General features: G+C 42.8%; 11 protein-coding genes and 2 tRNA genes. 5 read left to right on the top strand and 8 right to left on the bottom strand.

Annotation, left to right across the window (positions count from 1 at the left end):
• Window positions 1-41: 41 nt before the first annotated feature.
• The 6 genes from ABZR88_RS05340 to ABZR88_RS05315 form a co-directional block, all read right to left on the bottom strand.
• Window positions 42-1598, bottom strand: coding sequence for a B12-binding domain-containing radical SAM protein (locus ABZR88_RS05340; protein WP_107828445.1), 1557 nt, complete (start codon window positions 1596-1598; stop codon window positions 42-44).
• 318 nt (window positions 1599-1916) lie between these two features.
• A complete protein-coding gene (locus tag ABZR88_RS05335; protein WP_107828446.1) occupies window positions 1917-2990 on the bottom strand; it encodes a nucleotidyltransferase domain-containing protein in 1074 nt (357 codons plus the stop codon).
• Window positions 2990-3739 (bottom strand): nucleotidyltransferase domain-containing protein, encoded by a 750-nt coding sequence (locus ABZR88_RS05330; protein WP_107828447.1) that lies wholly within the window; start codon window positions 3737-3739, stop codon window positions 2990-2992. The genes ABZR88_RS05335 and ABZR88_RS05330 overlap by 1 nt, the downstream gene beginning before the upstream one ends.
• A 785-nt stretch (window positions 3740-4524) precedes the next feature.
• Entirely contained in the window at window positions 4525-6111 is a 1587-nt protein-coding gene (locus tag ABZR88_RS05325) for a TROVE domain-containing protein (RefSeq protein ID WP_107828448.1), read from the bottom strand.
• 188 nt (window positions 6112-6299) lie between these two features.
• Entirely contained in the window at window positions 6300-8753 is a 2454-nt protein-coding gene (locus tag ABZR88_RS05320; protein ID WP_107828449.1) for an SIR2 family protein, read from the bottom strand.
• Between the two features lie 89 nt (window positions 8754-8842).
• Window positions 8843-10345, bottom strand: coding sequence for an RtcB family protein (locus tag ABZR88_RS05315; protein ID WP_107828450.1), 1503 nt, complete (start codon window positions 10343-10345; stop codon window positions 8843-8845).
• A 256-nt stretch (window positions 10346-10601) separates the two neighbouring features.
• On the opposite strand from ABZR88_RS05315, the gene ABZR88_RS05310 reads away from it, so the two are divergent.
• Window positions 10602-11654 carry a YafY family protein gene (locus ABZR88_RS05310; protein WP_107828451.1) on the top strand — a complete coding sequence of 351 codons (1053 nt, stop codon included), beginning with the start codon at window positions 10602-10604 and terminating at the stop codon, window positions 11652-11654.
• A gap of 119 nt (window positions 11655-11773) precedes the next feature.
• Here the strand turns inward: ABZR88_RS05310 and ABZR88_RS05305 are convergent.
• A tRNA-Pro gene (locus ABZR88_RS05305) sits at window positions 11774-11847 on the bottom strand.
• 387 nt (window positions 11848-12234) lie between these two features.
• Between ABZR88_RS05305 and ABZR88_RS05300 the strand changes: the two genes are divergently transcribed.
• Complete coding sequence (locus ABZR88_RS05300) at window positions 12235-13041, top strand: phytanoyl-CoA dioxygenase family protein (RefSeq protein ID WP_107828452.1); 807 nt, start codon at window positions 12235-12237, stop codon at window positions 13039-13041.
• Window positions 13042-13168: 127 nt separating this feature from the next.
• Window positions 13169-13240, top strand: a tRNA-Cys gene (locus tag ABZR88_RS05295).
• A 90-nt stretch (window positions 13241-13330) separates the two neighbouring features.
• Here the strand turns inward: ABZR88_RS05295 and ABZR88_RS05290 are convergent.
• Entirely contained in the window at window positions 13331-14125 is a 795-nt protein-coding gene (locus ABZR88_RS05290) for an SDR family oxidoreductase (RefSeq protein ID WP_107828453.1), read from the bottom strand.
• A 357-nt stretch (window positions 14126-14482) separates the two neighbouring features.
• Here ABZR88_RS05290 and ABZR88_RS05285 point away from each other — a divergent pair, with 357 nt between their 5' ends.
• Both ABZR88_RS05285 and ABZR88_RS05280 read left to right on the top strand, forming a co-directional pair.
• The gene (locus tag ABZR88_RS05285; RefSeq protein WP_107828454.1) at window positions 14483-15412 is read left to right on the top strand and encodes a PIG-L family deacetylase; all 930 of its coding nucleotides are present in this window, start codon (window positions 14483-14485) and stop codon (window positions 15410-15412) included.
• A gap of 20 nt (window positions 15413-15432) precedes the next feature.
• Window positions 15433-16467 carry a hypothetical protein gene (locus ABZR88_RS05280; RefSeq protein ID WP_146166524.1) on the top strand — a complete coding sequence of 345 codons (1035 nt, stop codon included), beginning with the start codon at window positions 15433-15435 and terminating at the stop codon, window positions 16465-16467.
• Window positions 16468-16489 lie beyond the last annotated feature (22 nt).

Raw genomic sequence — 16489 nt, 5'->3', positions numbered from 1 at the left:
TACACTCAGCTTAGATCGCGTCCTCATCAAAATTACAATCCTCAAACAGCTTCTGCCAGCAGCATTGGTTTACTGTCTGGTTCATATACATCAGCCGACCTCGAAAGAGTGGTCACAATTTGTTTATGATTCTCTCTCAATTGATAAAGCATCATGCCATACATCAAGGCAAGCGAGAGGTGTGTTCGTTTGTTTTTATATGTCCACAGCAATAAATCCCGGTAATGTTTGCCGTCTTTGTCAAACACGGCCAGTTTTATAATAGCCTTTATAATATGATATAATTGCGAGAAGGTATATTTTTCTTTCGTCTTAACGCCACCATTTTTAGGAAATTCATGCATCGTTAAAAACCGCTTAACCCTTTTATAAGAATGTTCAGCTGGATAAATGCTGGAAACCACCTGTAAAAATCCGTTTTTTAAACGTTCTGCCCCCATAACAGGGATAATATTTGTTTCTCCTTCAGAAAAAGTAAAATGCCTGGACAGCCTGTTCTCGCGTTTCATCCTATCAAACAACGCCGTACCCGGCGGCGCTTTTAATACATTCACAATCGGAATAGGGATCCCGCTTTCCTGTATAAAGTCAATTATATTTTTAAAACTATTATCCTTGTCTGTATCAAAGCCAACTATAAACCCGCCCATAATGGTAAATCCTGCCTGGTGCAGCCTATGAATGTTACTTAATATATCCCGCTTCAGGTTTTGGTTTTTAAGCGAAAGTTTCAAGCTGTCTTCGTCCGGGGTTTCAATCCCGATAAATACGTTTCTAAATTTCGCCTCAAGCATCAGCCGCATCATTTCATCATCATCTGCCAGGTTGATAGTGAGCTGTGTTATGAAATATAAACCCGGGTTGGTTTTGTATTGCCAGTCAATCAGTGCCGGAAGCAACTCTGATTTTAATATCTTTTTATTTCCAATAAGGTTATCGTCGGCAAACAGCACATTCTGGCTTTCGCCGGCTTTATGGATCAACTCCAACTCGGCAATAATTTGTTCTGCAGACTTAGTACGGGGTTTACGCCCGTACAGGGTTGTTACATCACAAAAATCGCATAGATAAGGACAACCTCGCGAAAACTGCACAATAGCATACAGGTAGTCCTTCATGTTGATTAGGTCCATTTGCGGAAGCGGAGTTTTACTTACGTCAGCAAACTCAGCTGTTTTATAGATCGGCTTGGCCCGGCCTGATTCCAAATCGGCAAGAAAAAGAGGAAGCGTAATTTCAGCTTCATTCAACACAAAATGATCAATACCTTCAAAGCGCTCATGCTCATGTGTAAAAAGCGGGCCGCCGGCAACAATGGTGGCATTTTTTCTTTTACATTGTGCAATAATCTTCCGGACAGACTCTTCCTGAACATTCATAGCCGAAACAAAAACCATATCTGCCCATTCAATATCCGAGTCAGATAATGCTTTTACATTTAAATCGATAAGCTTTCGTTCCCAGTTTTGCGGCAACATAGCAGCTACTGTCAATAACCCCAGCGGAGGAAAAGCCGCCTTCTTACCTATTAAAGAAGCAAGATGCTTAAAAGCATAAAACGAATCATACATTTCAGGGTATACCAACAGTATTTTCATAGAATCTATGCGTTTTTAAAAGTTTATCTCGGTGGAAATAAGGCAGCCCGATGCCGGGACCAGAAATTTCTATTTCTAAATTATCGTTTTGCATTGATAATTCATAACTGTATGATGGACTGGAGATGAACCAGAAAACACAACATAAAAATCTGACTTACAAACAATAGGAACAAATGATTCCACTACAGAACCACAGCCTCCCCTCCCCCCAAAACAAAAAAGCGAATAACTAATGTTATTCGCTTTCCGCTGCGCCACCTTGTTTTTCTCTAAACAATTTATGGATGATTTGAGGAAAAACGATATTAAGCACAACTAATACTTACCACTGTAATATTTCTGCCGAATTTGCACCAAAATATTCTCCGCTATTTTAATATCTACCTTGTTAGGCAAGGATGAGTTCTCATAGGCGGCTTTTATCCGCTCCAACTTGTCTTCAACCATTTGCATCAGGTAGTCAAATTCAAATTCTCCATTGCGGATCTTCAGCAAGAAATCGCGATCTTCACGTTTTACTATAATCTGTTGATATAGCGCAATTTCTTCGGCCATATTCAAAAGGCGAAAGGTGTGCATCATATTTTTTGCATCGTAACTTTTGCCATGTGACAGTGTGCTTTGATAACGATGCTGGTTTCGATTCTCTTCCCATTCCAGATACTCTTTATATTCTCGGCAGTAAATAGAATAGCTGTCCTTGTTAAAGTTCATTACCGCTATATTTTCTAACCCCATCGGCACAGAACTCAGCTGCACATCATCAGCATCAGGGCCCGAGACAATTCCCTTAAACCAGCCATCTGTTAATTGTTTTTGATGATATAATAAATAGACGTTCCTGAAATGATTCAGATTAACCAAGCCGCATTCACTCTGATCGAAATCATGTTCATTTAGCCATTCACTTAGTGGAATACTGCCGTTGTTGTATATCACAAAGCAGAAATCCAACACCGACTTCCGTTCAGCATCTAATGGTCTATTGATCTTCTTATTTAACCCGCGGGCTTTTTTTATCTGTGTTTGCGCGTATCCGGCAAATGTATCCTGGCAAAGCTTGGATAAAAAATCATCGGGCCTGATCAAGTCCATTAATGGATGGCGAAATAGTACGTATTCTTTGGGAGTGCTCAACAATTCCAATATATTGGGGTTGTTTTTAGTCAATAATTCCAGAAAACGACCCATCTCAAAATAAACCTCATCATTGGTTTCATTGGCTATCTGCTCCTGTCGCTCAAAACCATATAGTTGCTTTTGAGGCATAATAAATATTCCTTTCTTATCCACATCAGAACCAGCCATATTCAGGTTATAAGCCATGCTGCCGCTGATGCAATCAAGCAGGATCAGTTCTTTTTGCTTTTTTAGCTGTTTGTAGGTCATTACTGGATATATGTTCTAAAGATATTGTTCAATTTATCGGGATATTTCTTTTCTGACGCGAGGGCTGGTATTTGCTCCTTGCAATAGTCAAGTGTATCACTCAGCCATTGATTAAGTTCAAGAACAGGCGGTATTAAAGCTTTTTCATCAGCTATCTTCTTTCTTTCCAACAGTTCATCTATTGCATTTTGAATTTTAGACGCTGTTAACAGAACCCTTAAATGCTGAAATTCCATCGGTGGTACAGTTTGCTTTTCAACTATCCATAAACAAGCCAATGCCGGGCGAAGCGCATAAAAGTAGCGTTTCAGCTTTACCCGCTCGCTTTGCAGGTCGTCCCGAAGTGTATTATGGGCCATTGATAAATAATGATTAGCGCTGGCACGCAACGAAAAGTATACCGGCATTAGCTTACGCAGATCGTCAACAAAAGTTGCGTCTCCTTGATATACTATTGGCGATTGCAACCATTCGTACAGTGTGCTGTTTGATTTCAGGAATAGCTTTAATGCTTTTTTGATATCCCAACCACTTATATCCAACACTTCGTTAACAGGCAAACCAACATTGTCGGGCAACTCTGTTATGCCCAGGTAATCATTTACTGACCTGGTATATATAAAGCGAACGTCAAAGTCGCTATCGGGCGAAGCAAAGCCCCAGGCCCGGCTGCCTGACTCGCAGGCATACAGTATTTTTATATTTTGATGCTGCTCTAGTTCGAGCAGTTTTTGGAGGATAGTATCCATTATAATTTAATAGCTAAGGTTAAAATATAAATGAAAGAGCGACAAGCAGCGGGAGTCTTTTCAGGATTCGAACCTGCCCGCTTTCGCGGTTTCACCAACGAAGTATCTCCCGCTTACGGCATCTTTCATTATGTTTAAAAAAGGGCTAAAAGCAACAGGTGTGTTTTACTGAACTACTCGTGAAATTAATCACTGGCCGGACTTGAACCGACGGCCTTCCCATTTTTCAGGGATGTTCTAACCGATGTAACACCTGTTTACGGCACCTTTTAAAAGAAGAGCAACGATTAGTCAACGTTTAATTTTGCGTGACAGGCGAAGTAACGCTGACCCACGGCATCTTCTTTATTTTTTTAAGGGCGATAGTCAATATGCGCAACGGCCTGACGGCTTTCTGCTCTACCAACTGAGCTACTACGGAAATTGCTTCCCACAGACCGGAATCGAACCGGCGACACGAAGTAGCGCATATTTACGGCACCTTAATATTTTAGTTTCTTTAAAAAGAAGGGCAATAAGCAACAAGCCAATTTCATCCCGCCCGTAGCATATTGCCCGGCAACGGTTCCCTGATCGAAGTAAGACTTATTTACGACACCTTCTTTTATATTTTATAAGGAGCAACAGGCGAACGCGGGCCGGGGGTGCGCCTTAGGGACTCGAACCCTCAGCATGGCCTTCGCCACACTGCCCTCCCCCATGGTCGGAGCGAAGTAACCCGTTTCTACGGCATCCTTATTCTTTAATTTCTTTAAAAGTATGGGGTGTTAACGCCCCATACTTGGTTATAATAGTTCTATGCTATTGATGGCATCCAGAGCCGAGCCTCCGTTTTCTAAGGCGGCTAACACCTCAAAAACTTTATCACTCCAGCCGGCTACCAGGTAAACATCATTGCGCAATACCTGCAATGGTGCTTGTCCGTAACCTTTCAGGTCAAACAGGTAGAGCTTCGCGTTTGGCGATACCTCTGCTTTGTAGCGTAACCATAAAGGCTGTATATGATCGCCTGTGGTTGATGAACTGTTCCATAACTGGGCATCGGTAAATAACATTACCTTGTCCATTTTTACCTTACGCAACAATAGATCTTTGATAACCAGGTAGCCATTGGTGCTATAACCCACCTCGCCCTCGCGGCGATAAAACTCCTGTACGTTGCCTAAGATGTTATTGCGTGGCACAGCTATGGTTTTCCAAATATTACCAAACATGCCCACCTCTACGTTTTTACAACGGCTTTGCAGCAACATGGCCAGCATTACCCCCACATCATACAGCAATACTTTTGATTTTGCCGATACCGGTGTTTGCATTGATCCCGATACATCGCAAGCCAGCAGCACACGGGTATTATGGTCAAAGCCTTTAATGTTGGCGGCGCTGGCCTGTACCGCTTTCTCCAGTGCGTCCAGCAACTCGCCGGTGTAACCTTTGTTGTCTTGTAGCAGGTTGGTCAGCTTTTTAACCATGCTTTGCGCAGGCACCCTGGTAACCGCCGGATTAACCAGCTCGCGATAGGCCGCCAGGTAACGGAACGGAAACTGTTTTGCCCGGGCAACCTCGTCGGCATTGGCCAGGCGGGCACACACTTTTTCAAAGTGCTTGTAGCTTACACCGGCCTCCTGTATGTTGCGCAGGTTACGCAGCAGGGCCATGTAGCCCAGCTTACCGCTGTCTATCAGTTCCTCCCACTTAGCGCAGAAAGCTATTGCCTTAGCTTCGTCGCTATCAAAACCTATCTGACCCAGCGCCGATAGCTCTGTTTCCCAGGTGTATGGCGTTTGCAGATCGTTATTGGCTATTTTGTTAAACAGCACCTGCTGCAACTCGTCCTTTGCTTTTGGGTGAACCAGAAACAAGGCATCGCGCAGTTTGATGGCGCCATCGCGGTTGTATTTACCAAACTGGTACTCGTCGAAACGGTTAAACGCGGTCGACAAACCTTTTTGCAACTGCTTGCTCAGGCGGTTAAGCTTTTTGGTGCCTTTACGCTCGTTCAGCAATTCGTAGCAGGCCAAAAGTTCGGTAATCTCGTCTGCACGGCCGATCACGCCGTCTGTAACCCGGGCCACCAGATCGTCGCCGCGGTGCAGTTTGGCCAATTCAGTCACCAGCACCAGCGGTACCGAACGCATATACATTTTGGTGCGGGCGTATACGGCCAGCTTACCCACAAACACCGGGTTGCACACGGCAATCAATTTTTGCAGACGCTGTAAACGCGCCTGGTCCTTTTCATAAAAAGAGTCGTTCAAGCTCCAGGTAACCACGGCGGTATACAGCTCCATCTCCGGTGACAGCGTAAACGCTTTAGCCCCCTCGTGGTTAACCGTTTGGTTTCTGACTTTGCTTAACAGGTTGAATTTCATTGTGAACCTCCTTTTTTTCTTTATGTTGATACAAAGAAATTGAGGCACTGCGCAGTGTATTTGCGCAGGTGGAAATTATTTTGAAAAAAGGTGAGGGTTTTATTTAAAAACCGGCGAGCCCCGAACTATTCTCTATTTATGAGGAAGAGTTCGAGTCTCGCCGGGAGAGGCTTGCGGTAGCAGGGCCATTATATTTTAAAGTCCCCCTCCTTATCAAGAATACGGTTAAGTTCACTTTCACAGACCATTACCGATTTATTCCATCGCTCGTAATCTACCGATGTTTTGTATTCAATAATTTTAAGCATAATCTCTCTACAGGAAATTATAAATACTTTCTTATTCTGAAGTGAGAAATTTTTATAATATCTGTCGTAAAATCTCCCATAATTCGTGGCTACTCTTATTGGATAGTGTCGGTTTTCATTAACACTAGTCTTCACGGATAGCATGTTGTGAGCTTTGATAAATTGCTCCATAGCAGTGTCATCAGATCCGTTATAAATCTCGTTCTCCAATATATGCCGAGCAAAATGGTTATCAATATGGAAAGTATCGAACTCGTCATTAGCCCGTGCGAAACTATAAGCTGTTTGAAAATATTTATCTGCTATTGGATAATCTCTTGAAGACAATCTTGCGATAGCGTACTGTAGCCAAAAAAAAGGATTCTTAGAAGCAAATTTCGTATCCTTGATTTCTTCATAAAAATTCAAAACAACAGCTTTAAAATGAGAGTTTTCCTTTAAGTTAAAGATACTCTGTAACCTTGAAAACGATACAAGACTTTTTAGTATTTGATAATTGTTCTTATCAAAAGTCCTATTATCTAGTTTTCGAAAGACTTTAATCAATAAGATTATTAGACTGTGATGAAATTGTGGTTGAGAAAGTAACGATTGGGCAAGAATCGAAGAGCGGACATAAATTTTCGACTCATGAAAATTTAAAACCTCTTTTAATTGATCATTGCTGTAAAACGACGGGTTATTAATAAGCTCATCGTCAAGAATGTAGATTAACTTATTTAGGTCTAGATGAAATTCAAAAACGTTACTGGCTAAAATTAATAGAGTCGCGTCAAAAAAGGATTCATTAGCGTCCTTTATAAATCTTAAGAGCTTATTGAAGCGCTCTTTAATATCAGGAGAGGCTAATAAATGAAGTAAGAATAGCCTAAATGAACTCTTGCAATCATCTGTTATAATTTTCCTCTTAACATCATCTTTCTGGGAAGAATAATTACCCCATAAACCATAATGGGAAATCATTTGCATAAGATTCGTTACTTCGATTAACGAAAGCTTATTCAAGTCTTTAATCAGATAACTCTCTTCAAAAATGACCTTCTCTAAAGTTAGATATACCGTGTCATTTATAATTGATCTATCGGAAACGATGATTGTAATGTCGCTAGTTCTAAAAAGTGCTATTTTTCGCAATAAATCGAAGTGATCGCTATATTTTTCAATAATAAGTATACATCTATGCACCTTGGTACATAGATATTCTATTTCATCGAAAGTAGTATCGTAATATTTGTTGAATTTGTAAACCCTATAGTCTAAATTTTTTAGCTGATCCATTAACCCTTCCAAAAACAAGGTTTTTCCATTTCCTAAATCAGAATGAATTAAGATGTTCTTTCCTCCTTTTTTTATGTAATCAACTACGTCCTCTATCTGTTCTCTCTTGATGTAGTATCTATATTGATCTGGATTTACCAGCGAGTAATGAATTAAATCAGTGTTACTATCACCTTTAAAAAGTAAATCAAAAATATCTTTGTCCTTCAGTTTCGGAGAATTACCTGATACATTACTAAGTGTAAATGATTGTAATATCATTTCCTTATCGTCAGGTTTTTCAAACGTCAATTGCTTTTGTTTAATGGCTTCTGCTAAACCGTCAATACCCAAGTCAAATACAGTTCCATATTTTTTGAGTCTTTTAATAAGTAGCTGTGACTCATTGGGTTTTACGATAAAGACTAAGTTGTCTCTTTTTGAATGCGTAGATATTATTCGCGATAAGTCTAAATCACTAATTAAAGAAAATCCAATAAATAGAACGACTTTGGAAGTTTCAATATCACTTCTAAATAAATCAATCCAGCTACTTATTAAAAAATCTGTTGTCAAATAACTAGCATCAGTAAGCTTAAAGTCCTTGTACAGGGAATTAGGGGTGAGGCGATCTATGTAACCATTCAGATGTACACACAAGGTTCTTTTATCTTTATATTGATCGATCCTTTCTGATAATATTATTGGGGTTAGAAGTTTATTATTTTGATGGGACGCCAATTCCAAAGCATTATCATAGTTTGTCGTATAAATACGTTTCCAAGGCAAATCTGCAATTGTCAAATGAGAATCAGTTACCTTTGTTATCGTATAATTTTCTCGAAGTAGCTTAATTAAATCATATTCGGAAAATGTGTCTATATAAAAATGCGAAGCATTTTTCAGGTCATTATCATTTTCATCTATTCCCGCATCTTTATAAAGTTTCTCAGTTAGCGGTACGGCGGTAATTGGACTCTTGCCAAGAATATTAGTGGTACCATAAGAAAACCCTGAACCCGTAAACAAGGTGCTATTGCCTGTAATAATACTTTCTAATATTTCGTTGATTTCCATATTGATTTAAGTTGATCAATAATAGTTAAAATCCCTTAATTTAACATATTAGATAAAAACCACACACCCGTGCCAGAAAAAGCCCTCCTCTAATCCTCCGGCTTCTCCCTCGCATCCGCCATCCTTACAATCCTTGGCTCAAATTTGGCTAACACTTCTACCAGGTCATGCTGGGCGGCCATAACGGTGTGGATGTCTTTATAAGCCATTGGGGCTTCGTCTACGTCGCTACCCATCAGGGTAATGCGCTTTTCTACCAGGTTGGCGGCAATCAAAGCTTTATCCAGCGTTTTGAAGGCGGCGCTTCGGCTCATGGCCCTACCCGCGCCGTGACTGGCGGAGTTGATGCTCGACGCATCGCCTTTACCACGCACCAGGAAACCTGGCGTACTCATGCTGCCGGGGATGATGCCTAACACACCTTCGCCGGCCGGTGTGGCGCCTTTGCGGTGTACTATTACTTCGGTGCCGTCGGCCAGGTGTTCTTTCCAGGCAAAGTTGTGGTGGTTCTCAATCCTGCTGATGGGTTTAACGCCCAAAGCGCGAGCGATTTTGTTATGAATCTCATGGTGGTTGGCGCTGGCATATTCGCCGGCCAGGTTCATGGCTATCCAGTACTCCTGCCCTTCGTCTTTATCCAAATCTAACCAAGCCAGGTGTTTGGCCTCGGCAGGCAATTTGGTTTTGGTCATGGCTATGCGACTGTAATAGTCGGCCACGGCGCCCCCAAACCCGCGTGAGCCCGAGTGCGAAAGCAAGGCCAGGTATTTACCCGCCGGGATATCATCCAACGCACCCTCGGTCAAGGTCAGTTCGCCCCATTCCACAAAGTGGTTGCCGGTGCCACTGGTACCTAATTGTGCATAAGCTCTGTCTTTAAGCGAACGGATCAGCTTGGTTTCGCCCCAGGTTTTACTATCAAACAACGAGCTGTCAAAATATGATTTGGTAGTGCACCCCATCCCGAAGTAAGTGTTATCAACCAGTATATTTTTCAGCTTGTCTGTCTCGGTATCAATCGCTTCGGCAGGCAAATCAAAAATACTCAGGCACATACGGCAGGCAATATCCACCCCCACCGCAAACGGAATAATGGTATTGGCCGTAGTAGCCAGCACACCGCCAATAGGCAGGCCATAACCCTGGTGTGCGTCGGGCATTAAAGCGCCCGCCACGGCAATGGGCAGCTGTACCGCAGTACGCATCTGCGCAAGGGCCCCTACCTCAATATTTTCCAGTCCCCACACCGGGAAATCGGCTATCTCTTCTTTCAGCTTAAAGTTGCCGCGCTCCTGCTTTACAAACTTGCCTTCTTTACGCAGGGCAATCACGTCATCGGCCAGGTTTTTAAACTTGCCGCCTTTCTTTAGGGCGTAAGGCATCGGGTCGTGAATCAAGGCTTCTAAATTGGCCAGTATTTCGGGCTTGGCCATTACGTTGTGTTTCAGCAAGCCATTAGCCACGCGACTAAAGTTTACCAATATCTCTACATCATTAATACCCAACGCCTTTAACTCGTTGTTGCCTATTTTCTCTTTTTGCCCCCCGGCCCCCTGAAGGGGGAGTGTTTCTGGGCTATGCTGTTTTCTCATAAAACTGAGTTTGTAATTTAATCATTTAAATGTCTCCGGGCCAAAACCCCTCTCCCCGTATCGGGAGAGGGGGCGTTTGTGAACAGGTTTAGCCTTTCGACACTACAAAGAGAAACATCAAGTGCGCAGTGTATTTGCGCAGTAAAAAAGATTTTTTAAATTCGGATTTCGGATGCTCTATTTCGGATTTGTTTAATCTTAGTTTTCGAATCTCAAAATCCGAAATAAAACATCCGAAATTCAAAATCATAACCCTATGCCTGTTAACCGCAACGCCCTGATCCGCTACCGAACCATTGACCAATGCCTGCAAAACCGTTTTAAGAAGTGGACGCTGGACGATTTGATTGACGCCTGTAGCGATGCCCTATATGAATATCAGGGAATTGATACCGGCGTAAGCCGACGCACGGTACAGGCCGATATGGAAATGATGCGCAGTAATAAACTGGGCTATGAAGCGCCTATAGTGGTGGTTGATAAAAAGTATTATACCTACAGCGATAAGAATTACAGCATTACCAACAGTCCGCTAAATCAACAGGATATGCTGGTTTTGAGCGAGGTATCCGGCTTATTAAAGCAGTTTAAAGGCTTTAACCATTTTACCGATCTCAATGAAATGGTGAGTAAACTGGAAGATAAGATCTACACCCAGAAAACGCAGAGTACGCCGGTAATTGATTTTGAGAAGAACGATAATCTGAAAGGACTGGAGTGGATAGAGGTGATTCGTAAAGCTATTGTAGCCAAAAAGACCATTTGTATTACTTATCAATCCTTCAAAGCCAGAGAAGCCAGCTCGTTTTGTTTTAGCGGATATCTGTTGAAAGAATATCGCAATCGCTGGTTTGTTTTAGGGGTACCCCACAAACGCAATGCCCATATTCTGAACCTGGCTTTAGACAGAATACAAGCTGTTGCAGAACATGAAGAACCTTACAGAGAGAACAGATCACTAGACCTGGCTACTTATTATAATGACTGTATCGGCGTAACTAAATCTCCCGGTCAGCGCGATTGCGAGGTGATATTTTGGATAGACGCGGCCAATGCGCCTTACGTTGTTACCAAGCCGCTGCACCATACCCAAAAGCTGTTAAGTGAAGATATAAACGGAAAAATATTTAGTATCAAGGTAATACTGAACTTTGAATTAGAACGGGAATTATTAGGATTTGGCGCCAAAATGAGAGTATTGAGCCCAAGGATACTGGTAAAACAGATAAAAGCCCAGTTAACCAAAACCCTGGAGAATTATGGCAGCAATAATATTATGCGAGTTGTGCAGGATGCCGATAGTGAATAAGTATTAAACTTTTTAACCATCGGTGTATGCTCACTAATCAGGTCTCTGTCAACTGATTAACAATTATGCGTGGAAATAAAAAAGGACAAACCAAGATAAACTTGATCTGTCCTTTTAAGTCGGGATGGCAGGATTCGAACCTGCGGCCTCCACATCCCAAATGTGGCGCGATACCGGGCTACGCTACATCCCGAAGGGGCCGCGAATATAGTGCAATAAAATGCATTATCAAGACAAAAATCAACCTTAAAAGAATATTTTTCTCCAGCACCTTATTAATCAGAACATTAACGCAGGGTAACCTAGATCTGTAGTTATAAAAGAAAAAGCCATTTCTGAATCCCGCTATCAGTCGATCAAAAAAGTTATATTTTATTTGGAAACTAATATAACATTCGCCTATATTTGAAACGTCTATTAAATCTATAGGATTTATATACATTGAAAACATTTCTTAACATATCGCCCAATAGCCTCCCGGAGGTATCCTTCCCAACAAGGGTCATGTGTTGTTGCTGCTGTTGTCGCCCCCGATAACTTCTCTTAGTAACAACATTATTTTCTATTACCCTTTTTTACCATGTTAAAGAATTATACCAGGTTTGTTTTAGGACAAACCATCAGTAACGAACAGCGTCGTTTTTTTAATGAATACGGCTTTATACATTTCAAAAATTTCATTTCTCAGGATACTGTCAACTCCATCATCCGGGCCTCAGAAGAAGTTCAGCAGCGCTGGTTGGCCGAGGATGTCAAAAAAGTTAATGGCGTACCCATAAAATTTGGAAAAGATGTAGATGGCAGCCCCATTGTGCAACGCTTTGCCTTTATTAATCAGCAGCACCCTGTACTGGAGGCGCTTGCAGCAGATCCACGTTTCCATACACTACTACAACTTGCAGGATCAGAAGCCCGTCTGGGCACCGATGAAAAGGACGGGATGGTGTTTAATCATTACATAAATGCCTCAAATAGCAGTTTTACCAAAATGGGATGGCATACGGATGGGCTTAGAGATGTATTTCATGGCACCAGGCTAAACCCTATGCTTAACGTTGGCATCCATCTAAACACTTTAAAACCCGAAAACGGTGGCTTAAGAATATTGCCTGGCACTCATCAGCAAAACCTTTATCAATTACTCTTCAAGAAACGCTATTTCCTGGATAATGATGCCGACGACAACGAGGTTGCTATTGCTCCGGAAGCAGGCGATCTGACCATTCACGATGGCAGGCTTTGGCACCGGGTAGCGCAATCGCTGGTTTCGGGGCCCGAAAGTCGCCGGAGGGTGATCTACATACCTATCATCGGTGGTAAATATGCGCCTAAGCACGCTGAAAGTCCAACCGCATTTTATCAACGTTTTGCAGGTATCGTAGGATAATGATATGATTATAGCGTTGATTATTGGTTATCTGCTGCGCAGACGCAGCAGGAACTCAACTGAAGATCTAAAGCCCACAAGCGTAATTCATGCCTCCGCTTAATGATGCATAAATAAAATATGAGCAGGTGGAGTGGCCGAGTGGTAAGGCGGGAGTCTGCAAAACTCTTCACAACGGTTCGAATCCGTTCTCACACCTCAAATTACACATCTCTCTCATCTTTAGGTTTATATTTGGTTAGTAAAAGCCCCTGCCCATCAGGGGCTTTACTTTTTAAACCAGATCTAACTATCTGTTTTTAACCTTATATAGTTTTGCAGATATCCCCTCTATCCATGATTTAGGGAGATGCCGGGCACCCCAGGCGGAAACTCGGTTGAGCCCACCGGGCACAACTTCTGCTTTCTTTCCAAATAACCCTTTTAATCCTGCGGCGGCTACCTCCTGTGGTTGCATATTAAACTTATCTGCCAGCTCTGCCAATGCAGCCATACCTGCTCGCTCAGCAAAACCGGTTGCTGTAGGGCCTGGACAAAGGCATGTTACGTAAATATTTAAGCCCTCCAGCTCCAGGCGCAGGCCGCGGCTATAGTTAAGTACAAAAGCCTTAGTTGCCGCATACACCGTCAGTGTAGGTACAGACTGATAAGCTGCCGTGCTGGCCACATTCATAATATAAGCATTAGGCTGCTGCTTAAGCAACGGCAGGAGCTGATGCGTTAAACCAATGACCGCACCAATGTTTAACTGTAACATATGCTGCTGATCGCGCAGTTCCAGCTGATCAAAATTGCCCCATAAACCGTAGCCTGCGTTATTAATGAGTACTGCTAGTGAGGATGTTACTTCCTTACACCAGGCAGCAAGCCTGGTCACAGCATCAGGATCAGCAAGATCCGCAGCGAAGCACAACGCATTAACGGCGTAACGCTCTTTAACTTGGGCAGCAAGCTGTTCTAACCCATCAATTGAGCGCGACGTTAGCAGCAACGAGTAACCTCTTGCGGCCAATTGCAGTGCAATCTCTCTGCCAATACCGCTACTTGCCCCTGTTACCAACGCGTATTCTTCTGATTTTACCATGATGCAAGATTATGAATTTGATGCATAGCTTCTATGTTAGTTATCACTTTAACCATATCGTTAAACGGATCATTGATTCGCGTCTAAGCTTCTGTAGTTCTATAAAATTATCATAAATACTACAAAGCCTCTAGTATTTATAGATTTATTTTGAAAAGCGAGATCTATCCACTACGTTTGTATTGTAGCATCGATTTTAAGCAGATGACTGATCATTCAAACAAACAATCATTTTTCTATATGTCGCCTAACCAGCAGGCGGCACATGGTTGTTGTTGCTGTTGATCCATCGGGGCGCTCCAGCCCTTCTTTAAGTCTTCTTTAATCCAATCGTTAATCATTTAATTGTCTCCGGTTATGAAACCGAAAAAGTATCAGCTACTGATTCTCTTTGTCTTTTTGGGAATCATCCAATATAACGCCCACGCCCAAACACCTTTAAAAACCCTGGTAATTATTGCCCATCCGGATGATGAAAGCATGTTATCTGTAACCTTATACAAGCTAGCAAAAGAACAACATGGCCAGGTAGATCTGTTTGTAATTACTAATGGCGAAGCCGGTTACCGTTATTCAACCCTTGCCGAGCAGTATTATGGGCTTAAACTTACCGATGCCGCTGATGCCCGGAAAAATCTGCCGGCTATCCGCAAAAAGGAATTACATGAAGCGGGCGAGGTTTTAGGCATCAGTCATTATTACTTTGGCAACCAGGCAGACAGCCACTACAGTACCGACGAGCATGAACCTCTGGATACCAGCTGGCATGTACCAGCCGTTAAACAACAGCTGCATCAGCTCTTAATACAGAATCATTACAACTATGTATTCTGCCTCTTACCCGAAGCCGATACTCATGCCGGTCATAAGGCGGCTACTCTGCTGGCGCTTGATGTAGTGGCATCGTTGCCTGCAAACGAGCGTCCGATAGTGTTAGGCGCAGCCTTGCGTAATAAAGCCGACGACGTGAAAACGTTCAAGCAATTAGCTGCTTATGAACGCACAACTGCCATTTCAACAGCACCATCTTTTAGCGTAGACCGTACCACTAGTTTCAGCTATCGCAACAAGATCAATTATAAAATTATTGCCAACTGGGAACTGGCCGCCCATAAAAGCCAGGGTGCAACACAGATGACGATGAACGATGGCGACCTGGAGGAGTTCTGGTATTTTAAGATCAACAGTCCTGAAAAACTAGCTCAAACGGCGCAGCTGTTTGAGCGGCTGAGTCAATCGCCTTATGTGCAGCAACAATGGCTAAGCCAGACTTCAACAAAACCCTGAAAACATAAAATCATTCAGCCATGAGCAGGTTATTACAGTTATCCTTTTTAGCAGTGCTATTCCCGCTATCGCTACTGGCGCAGCCTCAGCAACAACTGGCTGCTATTGTAACCGAAGGGAATCATTTTCCAGTCAATACAGATGCGCCTTCAGCATCTGCAGAGCTGAGCGGCAAACTCACCCGCAAGCAGCTATTAACGGCATTTAAACAACTCGACGTTAGCGATGCTGCTTATAATGAGACCGACCGCGACAACTTGTATAAACTGGCCGGATTGCTTACACGAATGAAGCTTTATCCATTGGCGATGAAATGCTTTTTAAAAACGCTAACGCCAGACAGCCTGACCAACGAGACTCTCCCGTTCTCTTCACAGGATCAGCAAATATTAGAAGCTCAGTTACAACCGCTACAAGGTACCCGGCAAACCACCAACAGTAAATTCATCCACTCAGATAAGATTCTGGAGACGTTTAATGATGGCAAAAAAGCATTGGCTTACGCCATGATATTCCATGTGCGCCAGCCGGTGCGCGGCAAAGCCAAAGTGCACAAGTTGATCTATACCGGTCATACTTATATCACGTTGATAAAGTTTAACGTCGATTCGTCCTACGCTACGCTCTCGTTTGGATTCGGGCCGAAGAAAGATAATCCGTTATCATCTACACCGCTGATGCCCTCATCGTCATCTACCCTGCGCGATGATACCGCCTATCCATGGGATGAGATAGTTGGCAAGTTCATTTCCAAAAGGCGCTTTGAGAAGATCTTGCAACTGGCACATCAATATGACGGCCTGGCTTATCATCTCAACAAAAACAATTGTACCGATTTTGGTTTGAAGGCCGCCAACCTTGCCGGTCTTGAGGTAAAAGATACCAAAGGTAAATGGCTGTTAGGCGGCGGCAACAATCCCGGTACCACGGGCGAGAGCATTTTGCTGGGCAAGTTTGCCAATGCTGATACCGGCAACCAGAACCGGTTATACATAGACACCGCGCGGGTTAGTCCGCTTGCTATTCTTTCTGTCAGTGGGAGAAGTAAGGAGTAATTAACAATATACTGATTGATCT

Source organism: Mucilaginibacter yixingensis, from assembly GCF_041080815.1.
In the GTDB taxonomy this organism is placed as follows: Bacteria; Bacteroidota; Bacteroidia; order Sphingobacteriales; family Sphingobacteriaceae; genus Mucilaginibacter; species Mucilaginibacter yixingensis.
Note: the sequence above shows the minus strand (reverse complement) of the source record. Positions and strands in the feature narration are given on the sequence as shown.

Coding starts and splice junctions, on each gene's coding strand:
- ABZR88_RS05315 (WP_107828450.1), bottom strand. CDS start 10,345: ATGAGAAAACAGCATAGCCCAGAAACACTCCCCCTTCAGGGGGCCGGG.
- ABZR88_RS05300 (WP_107828452.1), top strand. CDS start 12,235: ATGTTAAAGAATTATACCAGGTTTGTTTTAGGACAAACCATCAGTAAC.
- ABZR88_RS05290 (WP_107828453.1), bottom strand. CDS start 14,125: ATGGTAAAATCAGAAGAATACGCGTTGGTAACAGGGGCAAGTAGCGGT.
- ABZR88_RS05310 (WP_107828451.1), top strand. CDS start 10,602: ATGCCTGTTAACCGCAACGCCCTGATCCGCTACCGAACCATTGACCAA.
- ABZR88_RS05340 (WP_107828445.1), bottom strand. CDS start 1,598: ATGAAAATACTGTTGGTATACCCTGAAATGTATGATTCGTTTTATGCT.
- ABZR88_RS05285 (WP_107828454.1), top strand. CDS start 14,483: ATGAAACCGAAAAAGTATCAGCTACTGATTCTCTTTGTCTTTTTGGGA.
- ABZR88_RS05280 (WP_146166524.1), top strand. CDS start 15,433: ATGAGCAGGTTATTACAGTTATCCTTTTTAGCAGTGCTATTCCCGCTA.
- ABZR88_RS05330 (WP_107828447.1), bottom strand. CDS start 3,739: ATGGATACTATCCTCCAAAAACTGCTCGAACTAGAGCAGCATCAAAAT.
- ABZR88_RS05325 (WP_107828448.1), bottom strand. CDS start 6,111: ATGAAATTCAACCTGTTAAGCAAAGTCAGAAACCAAACGGTTAACCAC.
- ABZR88_RS05335 (WP_107828446.1), bottom strand. CDS start 2,990: ATGACCTACAAACAGCTAAAAAAGCAAAAAGAACTGATCCTGCTTGAT.
- ABZR88_RS05320 (WP_107828449.1), bottom strand. CDS start 8,753: ATGGAAATCAACGAAATATTAGAAAGTATTATTACAGGCAATAGCACC.